Raw genomic sequence first — 13492 nt, 5'->3', positions numbered from 1 at the left:
CTATCCTTTATGACAAGTCTCGGTTCGGAATGACATAGGATACCGTCGTACCTTGCCCGGGACTGCTGTGGATCGTCAAGCCATTTCCATACGTTTGAATGAGGCGTCGATTCGTATTGGAGAGTCCAATTCCACGTTTTCCTTTCACAGGGGCATCCAGCAATTGCCGAACGACCTCCTGCTCCATTCCGTTCCCATCATCTTTGATTTCAAAAAGAGTTGCCCTTTCCTGGCGCAGGATACGGATATGAATAGTAACTCCTTTGGCTTGGCTGAACAGGCCATGCTTCACTGCATTTTCAACTAACGGTTGAATCGTAAGCGGCGGCAGCTGTAGATCAAGATCCGTATCTATCTCCCATAAAATCGTTAAGCGCTCTTCAAAGCGCTCTTTCTCAATATATAAGTAAGCTTGAACAAGCTCCAGCTCATGCGTGAGTGATACGAGCTCACCGGAATTTAGAAAATCAAAGCTTATTCTCAAATAAGAGGTAAATGCCTCGCCGAGCCTACGCATCTTCTCCGTATCCAGGTCGCTCAGCGCCATAATCGAGTTAAGCGTGTTGAATAGGAAATGAGGATGAATTTGCGCCTGAAGATAAGCCGCCTCCATACGCAGTCGCTCATCTACAGATTGTTTCAATGCAGTTAATGACCAAACGCGGTATTTAAGCTCCAATGTGTCCACGGGCTTTGTCACGTAATCATTGGCTCCTGCCTGGAAGCCGGCATAGATATCCGCGGGCTGGCTGCGAGCCGTTAGCAATAGCACCGGAAGCTCCGAGATCGAAAACTGCTCTCTTACTTTTCTTGTCAGCTCGTAGCCCGACATATGCGGCATCATTACGTCAACAATCATCAAATCCCATTGCTCCCGTAAAAGCCAATCCAGTGCTTCATGAGCGGACATGACCGTGCGGATGCTATACTGATCAGCAGTTAAAATACTATCCAGCACTTTCAAGTTAATCGGATCATCATCTACAGCAAGTATCTTTATCGTGTTGCCCATAGCCGACGATGCTGCAGCTTCAAGTGTGGATAAATAACCCGTTCCATTGGATTGGGCGAGACGTACAGTTGACGGCTCAACTACAATTGGGCTTGGGCGTTCCACGTCAAGGCGCTCGGCTGAAAGCGTTGGAGAATCGGCGAGTGGCAGCGCGAAGCTGAAGCTTGAACCTTTGCCCAGCTCCGATTGAACGAACAATTCTCCTCCATGCAACTCAACTAGCTGCTTACAGATGCTTAACCCGAGGCCAATTCCCCCTCCGTCGCTAATCCCATAGAGACCTTGCTCATACGGCAAAAACACCCGTTCCTGCGTTTCCTTATCCATGCCGGCTCCCGAATCAGAAACACGAATGATGAGCTTATCTTTTCCCGTTTCCGCTGTAACCCTCACAAAACCTTCATCCGTGTACTTAAGCGCATTATGGAGCAAATTAAATAAAATCTGCACTAATCTTTTCTCATCTGCCCACACAGGCGGCGTTGATTGCGCGATCTGCATCTGCAGCTGTATGGGCTTGCCTTCGGTCATATAGGCGAGCATATCCATGACCGCTGGAACGATAGATGGAATCGAGAGCGACTCTTGCCGCAGCAAAGTTCGCTTATCCTGCAGCCTTACCACATCAAGCAAATCATCCAGCATATACGACATCCGCCGGCTAATCGTCACAAGCAGCTCCATATCTTTGTAGCTTTTCCCCTGAATGGCTGACTGCTCGTTTGCCAAGATGGTCTGCGCAATACTCAAAATGCCATGCAGCGGCGTTCGGAGCTCGTGGGAGGTGTTCGCAAGGAACTGGTCCTTCATTTTGTCCGATTTCTTCAATTGCTCGTTAAGCTTTATATTTTCATCGGAATTTCGGAAATACCGTTTGAACCAATACGTAGAAAAACCGACCATTGCCGCAATGATATCGATCGGATAATAAATGTTATCAATGATGTTGCGAGCCGTAAAAACTCCCCATATGACGCTGGATAAGATGCTCGTTGCGGCAAGCAGCAAGAAAACGGCATCGCGATGATTTCTTACAATCATTTTGCCAATGACATACATAAACCAGACCAAAGGCAGCGCGTAAAAGGATAAAAACAAATAGTGCTTGTATGTCCAATAAATCGCTGACGTTGGAGCGCCCAGCAACCAGAACGAATACGCTGCCAGAAGCGCTGCATAGATTCTAAATATTCGTGTGCCCGATTTATCTTCGGAAAAGTTTCTGGCTAGCGCCAGTATAAAAAAAGATAGAAACATATAGGACAGCAGCCTGATTTTGAGGCCCCATGCATAGGAGACAGGCAACCAAATCAACAGAAGCTTGTCATGATCAGACACAATCGTGATTCCAGCCATCACTAGCAGTAAGAAAAAGATGAGGAACGCTTTTTGCTTTGGATTAAAAAGAAACAAGATAATGGCATACAAGCTATGCAGCAATAAAATAATAAAGGTTACCATTTGGAATCCAATGGAATACATCCGCTCATTATCGATAACTGCTTGTGATCCGAATCGGATCGATCGAATCATACCGCCATTATACGGGTTCTCAAAGTTAGCTGCCCGCACTAGCAGCTCGATTTCGGTGACAGCGGCCCCCGCTTTATAGGATTCCGTATAGGTCATTACTTTGGACTCGCTTCCTGCTGCAGTCTCCGATAATTTTCCGAATGCGGGAACCTTCTGACCATTAATTTCAAGCTGAGAAGAAGCTTCGATCCGTTTGACCCAAAAGGCGTATGGATACTCGGGGGAAGGATCTATCAGAATCCGGAGCCGATAGGTCCCGAAGCCATAGGAGCTGTCGGATGGATTCGAAAATGCGCCGCTCCAGTCGCCTGGAACCTGGATATACGTGTGCGGATCATTCCGATCCTGCTGCGTATGTTCGTGTTCAATAAAGGCCTCCGGATAAAACTCCCACTCGCCGTTCAACTGAATGGAGCGTGAATGTTCAAAATCCCAGCCGCGCATATCCAGTACGCCCTGTTCTGCCAAAGCATGCTCGGGAGTTTCCTGCAAACTCATCCAAAACCAGCGCAGCCCAAGGAGAACGGAGAGGAATATTAAAATAATAGTGACAAGTTTCCACAAGGAATAGGTTCGTTTTTGCATCATAATGCGTAAAATTCGACATTATTCTCGTTTTTCCTTTTTTTAATGCGAAACCATACTGATCTAGCCATAGCAAAAGAGCCTTCCTTACCGTAAAAGTAGTTTCTACGGTAGGAGGCTCCTATTATAACAGCACGGGCATTAGCCATGGCTGCAAGGTAAAGCTATGCTAGGGATGCGTGCTTGGAGCGCGCGATTTCCGTTGCTAAGACCATGTTGCGGAGTGACTCCACCGTTTCGTCATAGCCGCGCGTCTTCAATCCGCAGTCCGGGTTGATCCAGAAAAGCTTCGGATCAAGAACGCGCAAGGCACGCTCGATCATGCTCGTCATTTCTTCCACGCGTGGAACACGCGGGCTATGAATATCATACACGCCAAGGCCAATGCCCAGCTTGTACGTGTTCTCCTCAAAGCTGTGGATGAGCTCACCATGGCTGCGCGAGGTCTCAATGGAGATAACATCGGCATCCATCGCTTCAATGGAGTCAATCATGTCATGGAACTCGCAATAACACATATGCGTGTGAATTTGTGTTGTATCCGCAACTGTGCAAGTTGTCATACGGAAAGCTTTGACTGCCCATGCCAGATATTCGGCTTGATCCGCTTCTTTCAACGGAAGGCCTTCGCGAACCGCCGGCTCGTCGACTTGAATCATGCCAATGCCTGCTTGCTCAAGCGCTTCTACTTCCTGTCTAAGGGCATAAGCCAGCTGGTAAGCAATTTGTTCACGGGAGATGTCATCACGAACGAATGACCAGTTCATAATCGTAATCGGTCCAGTCAGCATCCCTTTCACTGGACGATCCGTTTTCGATTGCGCATACCGCGTTTCCTCGACCGTCATTGCTTCTTCGAAGGCAACATCGCCATAGATGATTGGCGGCTTCACGCAGCGCGAGCCATACGATTGCACCCAGCCATACTGCGTGAATGCAAAACCAGCAAGCTTCTCACCGAAAAATTCAACCATGTCTGTACGTTCGAACTCGCCGTGCACCAACACATCGATGCCAATTTCCTCTTGCAGCTTAATCCAAATATCGATTTGCTCGCGAATGAAATCAGCGTACTGCTCGTTGCTCCATTCCGCTTTGCGCCATTGCTGGCGAGCCTTGCGCACTTCTGCCGATTGCGGGAAGCTGCCGATCGTTGTTGTAGGGAATAACGGCAATTGCCATTTGTTTTGTTGAGCTGTATGACGCTCAGCGAAAGGCAAGCTGCGTTCCGGCTGCTTCGTGCTAATCGCAGCAACGGCTTGTTGAATATCATTGCGATTGCGCTCGCCCGATTGCTTAAGACCCTCAAGTTCGCGGTCGCATTGCTCAAGCTCCGCTGTTATCGAAGCGCCGCCTTGCGTGAGTGCTTTAGCAAGCAAAACCAACTCATCCAGCTTCTCATCAGCGAATGCAAGCGCATTTTGCAGCTCAGCTGTCAGCTTCTTCTCGCTTTTCACTGTTACCGGAACATGAAGCAAGCTGCATGATGATTGTACGATTAGCTGATCATCCGTTACTAGTCCAGACAGCTCCTCGAGCAATGCCAGCTTATCGCGAAGCGAAGCTTTCCAAATGCCGCGGCCATCAATAACCCCTGCGCCCAGAACCTTATCTGCCGGGAAGCCGTGTTCTTTAATCGAAGCGATGTTGCCTGTGAAGCCATGCACGAAATCAAGGCCGATAGCTTTAACCGGAAGAGCAACGACTTCCTTGTAATATTCAACCGATTCAAAATACGTTTGCAGCAAAATATGAAGTGTCGGTACAGCTGCCGCGAATGCCTCGTAGATCGTTTTCAAACGCGCTAAATCTTCCGTATCAAGCTTAGTCACCAGAACCGGCTCATCGATTTGCACCCACGCCACGCCTTCTGCCGCAAGCTCTTGCAGCACTTGCACATAAAGCGGAATGAGCTTAGCGATCCAAGCATCCGTCTCTGATTTGCTGTATCCTTTGGAAAGCTTAAGGAAAGTAAGCGGCCCAATGAGAACGGGCTTGCCTTCAATTCCGAGCTTTTCCTTCGCTTCGCGGTAAGCAAGCAGCGGTTTATTTTCCGTAAGTACAGGAGCTGCGCCATCGAGCTCAGGTACGATATAGTGATAGTTCGTGTTGAACCATTTCGTCATTTCGCTTGCAGTCGCTTCCTTTGTTCCACGGGCAATGCCGTAATAGAGGGACAACGGCACTGCGCCGCCGTCATAAGCGAAGCGTTTTGGAACGATGCCGAACATGGTAGCCGTATCAAGAACTTGATCATAATAGCTGAAATCATTTACGGCAATCAGATCGATTCCTTTTTCTTGCTGCTTGCGCAAGTGGTTCAGACGAATTTCCTGCAGCTGCTTCTCAAAATCCGATTCTTCCAGCTTGCCTGACCAGAACGCTTCAAGCGCTTTTTTCCATTCTCTATCTGCACCAATACGCGGGTATCCCAAAACACTGCTTTTTGTCATCTTGTAAGCTCCTCTACAACTTGTTACAAGAAAGATACCATGGTTTTACAGATATAGTGTAACTGTAATAAACTATAGCTAGTTATAGCTTTTGGCTATACCAATAAATTAAGGCGAGGTTGCTTCTATTAGCGCTTCGACATAGGCTGATCCTAGCTTCGAGAGCGACGCGTTTTTATGTGAAATCCAGCCGACATTGATCGTTTCCTCGCAATCCAGCGGTACAGGGATAATTTCGTTGCCATTGAGGTCTTTGCTAAGCACGCCCGTCGAAATGGTGTAGCCATTTAAGCCGATTAGTAAGTTAAATAAAGTAGCACGATCGTTCACACGGATGCTTTTCTTATGAGACATTGTGCTTAAAATTTCTTCGGAAAAATGAAACGAATTATATTCTCCTTGGTCAAAAGACAAATAAGGGTAGTTTTGCAGCTGGTCGATCGTAACGATTGACTGCTTGGCGAGCGGATTTTTGATGCTGATGAAAATATGCGGTTTAGCCATAAACAAACTGTTAAACTGCAAATTGGCCGTTTTGAGCAGCTTATTAATGACTTTGCCGTTGAACTCATTCAGATATAGAATGCCAATCTCGCTGCGCAGATTTTTGACATCCTCTATAATTTCATAGGTTTTCGTCTCGCGCAAGGCGAGCTCGTATTCCTCATGGCCGTATTCCTGTATCAGGCTTACAAACGCATTGACCGCAAAAGCATAATGCTGGGTTGATACGGAAAAATGCTGCGGGGAAGGCTTCGCGTTCAGGTAGCGGCTCTCCAGCAGCTCCGCCTGCTCCACCACTTGCCGGGCATAGCTAAGAAACTCGACTCCCTCCTTCGAGAGCGAGATTCCTTTATTCGACCGATCGAAGATCGCAAGCTGCATCTCTTCTTCCAGCTCCCTTATCGCATTCGACAGGCTGGGCTGGGAAATAAACAAACGCTTGGCCGCTTCGTTGATCGAACCCCGATTCGCGACCTCAATAATGTATTTTAATTGCTGCAGCGTCAATGAAATGCTCTCCTTTATCGTAAAGACCCGCTTCCGCTCAACCTCTTTCCTAATCGGTCGGCAGACGAACGGGCCATTTATATCAGCTCAAATTGGCTAAACTAATCGTTCTCTCTATTATAGTTTATCTGATCCAATCGCTCAATTTTCACCTTTCTAAACGCTGCAGCTTATCCGGGTTTCTAATTAAGTACAGGCTGCGAATTTCATTATTCTCCATATGCAGCAGCGCTGCCGTCTCGATTCTGTTGCGTGTCCTTACAATTAGCCCTGGCTGGCCATTCATTTCCGTCAGCTCAAATTCGAAGCCGCCCTCCTCGTTGGCGCCTTTTTGAATAATGCCAAGCAGGAAACGGATAACATGCTCTCGGGATTGGATAGGATGAACGGCAGACAAAGCTTTGCCCCCACCGTCCGAGATTAACACGGCATCCTTAGCAAGCATGGTGACGACTGCCTCTAAGTTGCCTTGCTCCAGTGCAGTCAGAAAGGCGCGAATCCATGGCTCGCTCGCCGTTTCCGTGAAACCGGGCGTTTCTGCAGAAACACCCATTTTACCTTGTGCACGGCTGTAGATCTTACGGCAATTGGCTTCCGTTTTGTCCACCTGCTCTGCAATCGCGGCATAATCAAAGCCGAGCGCTTCCCTAAGCACGAATACCGCCCTCTCCGAGGGAGACAGCCTCTCCAGCAAGACAAGCATGGCATACGACAGCAGCTCGCCCCGCGCAACCGCTTCATACGTTTCGTCATCTGATGTTAAAATAGGCTCAGGCAGCCATTCCCCGAAGTAATGCTCACGCCTTCTGCGAGCGGATCGTTGCAAATCACGGCAGCGGTTCGTTATCATTTTGCACAAATACGCTTTAGGCTCTGCCATTCGCTCTAGCGGAACCTCATAGGCTTTCACAAATACGTCCTGCACCATATCCTCCGCATCGGCGGCCGAGCCCGTCAACTGATAGGCAAGCGTAAACAATAATCCTCTATACTGCTCATACAGCTTCTGCATCGTCTCACTTCCCATCTTGTATTCCTTTGTTCCCTATTTTAGCAGACTAGCCATATCCCATGAGTACTTTCTCATTTTCCAGCCCAGCTTGCCTGTGAAAACCATATCGATGCCCCATTGGCGCGTCCAAGCCATGCCTCTATCCGGCCCGAGACCGAAGCAGTAAAAATCCATAAAACTTTTATGAACGGGCGCAGGACGACCGGCTAAATCAGCAGCGATAACCTTGGCCAGACGAGCTGCTTGCGCTGTCGCTTCCTTACAGGTTTTCCCGTCCAACCGCCCGCTGGCTGCATCTTGAATTTGGGCACAATCGCCAATGCTGTAGACCCCCTTCGCGCCTTTCACGCGGTAGCTTTCATCCACCACCACGTAACCATCCGCCGTCACCGGTACGCCAACCGTCCTCAGCATTGGATTCGGCAGCAGGCCCAGCGTCCAAATGCATAGTCCAATGGGTTCAACCTCGCCACTCGACAGAGTCAGCTTCCCTTTGTTCTCCTGCACTACTTTGCTTCCATGTACGACCGTAATGCCATAGGAATGAAGCGCAGCTTCCAGCTTCACGCCTACTTTGGCAGGACCATCCGAGAATAATCGCTCTCCTGCGTTAAATAAACGAATCGCAACCTCTTTGGGATCAAGACCAAGCTGCCTCGCATCTTCCCGGACGTGATGAGCCAGCTCAGCTGCGGTTTCAATGCCGCTTATGCCCGCTCCCGCCACGGCAATGCTCATTAATCGCTGCTTCTCTTTTGGATTGCGCTCCCGAACAGCCATCTGTAAGTTCGAACGCCATGCGGCTTTAATGTCATTGGCTTCAGCTACCCCGGTAAGCGCTATGCCGCCTTGATTAGCCTCAGGCTGCCTCACCACACTGCCGATCCCGAGCACAAGAAGATCATATTTGAGCGTCTGCTCCTTATCATCCTTAGTTTTCTGATAGACCAGCCTTTGGGATTGCGTATCGATTCCAGTTACGTTTGCTTGAACGAACTCCACCCCACCCGGAAACATGCTGCTGAACGGAATCGTAATGTCCTCGTTTGCAACAGCTGGTTTAAAGAGCAGCACTTTTCGGGTATGATAGCTGTTTTTATCGATCAAAATAAGACGAAGCCGGGGAGCGTTCCCACTGTTCTTCCCCATTTTTTGAATTTCTTTCACCGAGTGTATTCCTGCGTATCCCCCGCCAATAACCACACATGTCAACGTCTTCATCATCATCACTCCTTCTGTTTGGCAATAGAACGAAATAGCAGCTCGTTTTGTGACAAATGAGAAGCAAATATGACGTGTTTTTTTAAAAGGATAACTAACGGTACTTGAATCGACTCAACTTTCATGAGAAAGTACATAACAAAATGCTTACTTTAGTTGAGAAACCATAAATAATTTAGTAAACTAAAACTATTGAAAGGGGAGTTATATATGGCCGATTTGGCTGCTGGAATGGAAATAGGAATAAGTACGTTTTTGGAAACGACACCTGACCCGGTGACTGGGGTCATCATGAGCCATGCAGAGCGTCTGCGCCATGCAGTTGAAGAAATCGTGCTCGCCGATCAGGTCGGCCTGGACGTTTACGGAATCGGAGAGCATCACCGGGCGGATTATGCAGGTACGGCTCCTGCCGTCGTGCTGGCTGCCGCGGCTGCCATGACCAAACGGATACGGCTAACGAGCGCGGTTACCGTGCTTTCCTCCGATGATCCGGTACGCGTCTATCAAGCCTTCTCAACCTTAGATGGCATCTCGAACGGACGGGCTGAAATCATGGCGGGCCGCGGTTCGTTTATCGAATCCTTCCCGCTGTTCGGATACAGTCTTGACGATTACGAGGAACTGTTCGAAGAGAAGCTTGAGCTGCTGCTTAAAATTAGATCTTCGGAGAAAGTCAGCTGGCGCGGAGGGCATCGCCCTGCCATCGATAATCTGGCTGTCTATCCACGTTCGGTCCAAAGCCCGCTGCCAGTCTGGATTGCAAGCGGCGGAAACGCGGAATCGGCCGTAAGAGCCGGTACGCTGGGCCTGCCCATTGCCTTCGCAATCATCGGCGGCATGCCGGAAAGCTTTGCGCCTTTAGTCTCTCTCTATAAGGAAGCTGCCGCACGGGCCGGGCACGATCCGAGCAAGCTGCAAATAGCCACACATTCCCACGGCTTCGTAGGCGACACGACGGAACAAGCAGCCGATATGTTCTTCGCGCCAACAGCCGCCCAAATGAATGTCATCGGCCGCGAGCGCGGTTGGAGGCAAAATTACGACCGTGCGGCTTTCGATGCTGCGCGCAGTCTTCGTGGCGCCCTTTATGTCGGCGACCCTGAATATGTGGCTGAGAAAATCATTTTGCTGCGCAAAAACCTTGGCGTTACCCGTTTCTTCCTGCATGTTAATGTTGGCACGATGCCCCACCGCGAGGTTCTGCACGCCATTGAGCTGCTTGGCACTAAAGTGGCGCCAATCGTACGCAAAGAGCTTGCCAAAAGCGAAGCATAATCGAATCCTTACAACTATGCGAAGCAAGCTATAGCGCTTGCTTTGCACCATGTACTACACAACAAAGAAGTGTCCGAGGCCGTTAGCGCTGGGACACTTCTTTATTTTTGCAACTCGGGAGTTTGCCGTTTATTTAAGGTTACCTAAATCGATGACCATGTCCTCCATCGTAAACTGTTCCTGCCCCTTTCCAGATTTTTCTAGTATCGCAGCGGATTTAGGCCCGTCCTTGGTCTCTTCTGCGGAACCGAAATTTTCGGAAGTATATTCATATAACCTGATGTGCGGCGTTAGGATGAGCTTCGCTGCGTTAGGATCTAGTCTTTCAAATGTCTTGCTCCAGCTTGTATGGTAGCCTTTGTTGTCCCCTGTGCCTCCATTCCCTTTCCCAGAATATAGATTACCTAAGTCGTCTTTTACTTCAATGTCCACATCTACCCCATGCCATTTGTTTCGAATTTCCTCTGAAACGAGTTGGTCATAATGCACGATGAAGGACATTGGCGTCACTGACAGTTCCCCAATTTGAACTGTCACGCCATCAAGCTCCGAGCTTTGACCTACAACTCTGGTATCCGCCTCCGTCGCCTCCAGTGCAAATACGAAGCTCCACTTGCCTTTAATTTCTTTCTGGTTTTCCTGGACAACCATGCCCTCGATCTGCCAGTTCATTTTGACAGTGTCCGGTTTTTCATTTTTAAAGAAGCCTGTTTCTGTAATTAATCCAACATATCGGTTTGAATCTACCTTTGTAATTTTGGAGCCGCCCGCCCCGCCTATCGAGCCTTTCATATCCAATAGCCCTCGCAAATATGGGCTTTCGCCTAAATCCTGATTGGTCTCGAGGGAATAGGTTATGGCTACCGTTTCTCCGTCAAAGATCGCATTATTGATGATGACTTTAATGCCATTGCTTTCTGCCGTCAAGTTCATTTCTGTGGAATATTCCTGATAATGATCATAAACGCCGACTTTGCCCACATCTAAAAATTTGAAAATGTTTCCGATAACAGGCAAGCTAACTGCGTAAGCCGGAAACGTTAACCCGAGTGTTGCCGCGGATAATCCAACAACCATAACAGCCGCAGCCACCGGCTTTCTCCAGCTTCTCCTTTTCCGTTTCTGAATAATGGATTCCTTCAATGCCCGTTTCACCTTCGCTTTCTCCAGCTCGTCGACTTCCATCTCCACAGCTTCATGCTCATCGATATCCAAATCATTTAATAATTCGTAAATGTCCTTCATAGCATGCTGCCTCCAAAATTAAGATTTGTCGCTTTGTCATTCAGCTTCTTCTTGCCTCTATAGATCCGGTTATCAATGGAAGCCTTGGTGAGCCCCAGCTTGGCAGCAATGTCTCCCGTTTTGAATCCGAGAAAAAACTTCATTATAAAAATATCCCGGTCCACAGGCTCCAACAAATGGATTAGCTTGATAAGCTCCGATCGGTCTTCCATTCTGATGAGCTCATCTTCCGCTGATTCTCCCGTACCGATCTCCTGCTCCTGCGAGAGGAGATTAGTTAACTTATTATGTTTACGGTAATAATCAACCGCTCTAAACTTGGCAATCGCACAGATCCATTTTCTAAAATCAGTCGAATCACCTGCGAACTTATGCGCATGCTCCCAAATCGACAAAAAGATATCATTGATGCATTCTTCGATGATTCCATCGTTACCGAGTGGAGAGAGCACCTTAAACGTGATTCCTTTCATTAATGGCAAATACTGATCAACGATATATTCCAGAGCGTCCTCTTTTTTTCGCTGCAGCCGCTGAATGTAATTGGCGTCATTTGACTTCATGTCTTAAAGCTCCTTATTTTTTTGTAAAAGCTTTTACATCCTATACAACGAAGTTAAAATAATTTTCTCTCACCTGTTCCATAAAAAAAAGCCGACCCCTTCACCAGAAGGAGATCGACTTTCTAAATTGGGGTTAGTAATATTCCTCTACTCATCTCTCAATAGACTCAATCGTTTACTAAAATAATCACTTTCAATGGTGCTGCTGAGCAGTCCGTATTTATCATTGCCAAATAAGTCAGCGTTCAGAGCGCTTAAAATCGTAATTGGCTGATTTGTCTTAGTCATCCCTTGTTGAATACAAATATCTAAATTAGCATGCAATTCATCTATTTCCGTCGAAGTTTTATGATCTTCGAACAGCATATTGCTTTGAATATGTAGTTTTCCATCTGCGCTTCGCCACCATTTGAACGTTTCAATTGAACATAGCGACCAATTTAAATATTCAACCCAACCGTCCCCAGACTCCATAAAATAGATGATCTCGTCACTTGGCCCAGGCATATATAAGGCATCAGCAGACCAAACGCCCACCACTTCATCCTTTTTCATGACTCGTCCCCCCCCCTTTCATAATAACCCATTATAGGAAAACATGGGAGTCCATCCTTGCAGCAAAAAAAGCCAGTCAGAGTTTTAGTCTGACCAGCTTTTTCGATTGTCCTGAACTTTAGTAGGCTGTCCAGCCTGCATCAGCTGTTACAACCGTACCGTTTACAAAGCTTGCATCATCCGAAGCCAAGAACAACGCAACCTTAGCGATTTCTTCCGGCTCTCCTGTACGGGGATTGATGCCCATGCCAACCATTGCCCTCTCCATTCCAAATGGATTCGGCTCTTTGATCGTTGTACTAATATTCGTGCTTACGCCACCTGGCGCAATCGCATTACAGCGGATGCCTACTTTGGCATACTGGAAGCCCACATTTTTGGTCAGCCCGACAACCGCATGTTTCGCGGCCGTGTAAGCTGCGCCTGCTCTAGAGCCATATAACCCGCCTGCCGAAGCAATGTTGACGATAACGCCGCTTTTCTTCTCCGTGAAAATAGGGAGCGCTTTACGAATCGTACGCATAGGCCCTGTTGTATTAATCGCAAAGACACGCTCCCACAACTCGTCCGTAAGGTCACCCGCGGGTACGAAATTATCCATAATGCCTGCATTATTAATAAGAATATCCAAAGTACCAAAGGTGTCTACTGTCGTATCGATTAATTGTTGAACATCCTCTTCTTTGGCAACGTTAGCAGCAACGGCAATTGCCGTTCCACCCAATGACTCGATATGTGCTACAACCGTTTGTGCGGTTTCCAAGCGCAGATCGGAGACTACTACTTTAGCGCCTTCCGATGCAAATAGTTCTGCAATCGCTTTTCCCATACCGGATGCCGCACCTGTAATTACAGCAACTTTACCAGAGAGTCTCATGTTTAATTCCTCCATTGTTTAGGATAGTATCTCATCAAGCGTTTAGGGATATTCAATAAGTTCACTTTTTTGTACAACTGTTCAATAGAGAACAACTGTTACTTTCGAGTATAATGAGAGTGAAAATAGATTACAATCAGTAAAAAG

10 protein-coding genes are annotated in these 13492 nt (G+C 47.7%); 1 reads left to right on the top strand and 9 read right to left on the bottom strand.

Features of this window, described 5'->3' with window-relative positions; all coding sequences use genetic code 11:
• Positions 1-7 precede the first annotated feature (7 nt).
• The 5 genes from FJQ58_RS25130 to FJQ58_RS25110 form a co-directional block, all read right to left on the bottom strand.
• The gene (locus FJQ58_RS25130) at positions 8-3043 is read right to left on the bottom strand and encodes a hybrid sensor histidine kinase/response regulator (RefSeq protein WP_238404339.1); all 3036 of its coding nucleotides are present in this window, start codon (positions 3041-3043) and stop codon (positions 8-10) included.
• 251 nt (positions 3044-3294) lie between these two features.
• Entirely contained in the window at positions 3295-5583 is a 2289-nt protein-coding gene (gene metE / locus FJQ58_RS25125) for a 5-methyltetrahydropteroyltriglutamate--homocysteine S-methyltransferase (RefSeq protein WP_139997527.1), read from the bottom strand.
• Between the two features lie 108 nt (positions 5584-5691).
• The gene (locus tag FJQ58_RS25120; RefSeq protein WP_139997526.1) at positions 5692-6594 is read right to left on the bottom strand and encodes a LysR family transcriptional regulator; all 903 of its coding nucleotides are present in this window, start codon (positions 6592-6594) and stop codon (positions 5692-5694) included.
• Positions 6595-6742: 148 nt separating this feature from the next.
• Positions 6743-7606 (bottom strand): RNA polymerase sigma factor SigJ, encoded by an 864-nt coding sequence (sigJ, locus tag FJQ58_RS25115; protein WP_139997525.1) that lies wholly within the window; start codon positions 7604-7606, stop codon positions 6743-6745.
• Positions 7607-7639: 33 nt separating this feature from the next.
• Positions 7640-8827, bottom strand: coding sequence for an NAD(P)/FAD-dependent oxidoreductase (locus tag FJQ58_RS25110; protein ID WP_139997524.1), 1188 nt, complete (start codon positions 8825-8827; stop codon positions 7640-7642).
• A 210-nt stretch (positions 8828-9037) separates the two neighbouring features.
• Between FJQ58_RS25110 and FJQ58_RS25105 the strand changes: the two genes are divergently transcribed.
• Positions 9038-10105 (top strand): LLM class flavin-dependent oxidoreductase, encoded by a 1068-nt coding sequence (locus FJQ58_RS25105; RefSeq protein WP_238404337.1) that lies wholly within the window; start codon positions 9038-9040, stop codon positions 10103-10105.
• Between the two features lie 129 nt (positions 10106-10234).
• Here the strand turns inward: FJQ58_RS25105 and FJQ58_RS25100 are convergent, their stop codons facing one another.
• The 4 genes from FJQ58_RS25100 to FJQ58_RS25085 form a co-directional block, all read right to left on the bottom strand.
• Positions 10235-11350, bottom strand: a complete 1116-nt coding sequence (locus FJQ58_RS25100) for a DUF4179 domain-containing protein (RefSeq protein WP_139997523.1) — start codon at positions 11348-11350, stop codon at positions 10235-10237.
• Positions 11347-11913 carry a sigma-70 family RNA polymerase sigma factor gene (locus FJQ58_RS25095; RefSeq protein WP_139997522.1) on the bottom strand — a complete coding sequence of 189 codons (567 nt, stop codon included), beginning with the start codon at positions 11911-11913 and terminating at the stop codon, positions 11347-11349. The genes FJQ58_RS25100 and FJQ58_RS25095 overlap by 4 nt, the downstream gene beginning before the upstream one ends.
• A 147-nt stretch (positions 11914-12060) precedes the next feature.
• The gene (locus FJQ58_RS25090; protein ID WP_139997521.1) at positions 12061-12468 is read right to left on the bottom strand and encodes a hypothetical protein; all 408 of its coding nucleotides are present in this window, start codon (positions 12466-12468) and stop codon (positions 12061-12063) included.
• A 118-nt stretch (positions 12469-12586) separates the two neighbouring features.
• Complete coding sequence (locus tag FJQ58_RS25085) at positions 12587-13345, bottom strand: SDR family oxidoreductase (RefSeq protein WP_139997520.1); 759 nt, start codon at positions 13343-13345, stop codon at positions 12587-12589.
• Positions 13346-13492 lie beyond the last annotated feature (147 nt).

Origin of the sequence: Paenibacillus paridis, assembly GCF_006345825.1 — a bacterium.
GTDB classification, from domain to species: domain Bacteria; phylum Bacillota; class Bacilli; order Paenibacillales; family Paenibacillaceae; genus Pristimantibacillus; species Pristimantibacillus paridis.
This window is presented reverse-complemented; position numbering and strand designations above follow the sequence as displayed.

Coding starts and splice junctions, on each gene's coding strand:
- FJQ58_RS25130 (WP_238404339.1), bottom strand. CDS start 3,043: ATGAGTTTGCAGGAAACTCCCGAGCATGCTTTGGCAGAACAGGGCGTA.
- metE (WP_139997527.1), bottom strand. CDS start 5,583: ATGACAAAAAGCAGTGTTTTGGGATACCCGCGTATTGGTGCAGATAGA.
- sigJ (WP_139997525.1), bottom strand. CDS start 7,606: ATGCAGAAGCTGTATGAGCAGTATAGAGGATTATTGTTTACGCTTGCC.
- FJQ58_RS25110 (WP_139997524.1), bottom strand. CDS start 8,827: ATGAAGACGTTGACATGTGTGGTTATTGGCGGGGGATACGCAGGAATA.
- FJQ58_RS25105 (WP_238404337.1), top strand. CDS start 9,038: ATGGCCGATTTGGCTGCTGGAATGGAAATAGGAATAAGTACGTTTTTG.
- FJQ58_RS25100 (WP_139997523.1), bottom strand. CDS start 11,350: ATGAAGGACATTTACGAATTATTAAATGATTTGGATATCGATGAGCAT.
- FJQ58_RS25095 (WP_139997522.1), bottom strand. CDS start 11,913: ATGAAGTCAAATGACGCCAATTACATTCAGCGGCTGCAGCGAAAAAAA.
- FJQ58_RS25090 (WP_139997521.1), bottom strand. CDS start 12,468: ATGAAAAAGGATGAAGTGGTGGGCGTTTGGTCTGCTGATGCCTTATAT.
- FJQ58_RS25085 (WP_139997520.1), bottom strand. CDS start 13,345: ATGAGACTCTCTGGTAAAGTTGCTGTAATTACAGGTGCGGCATCCGGT.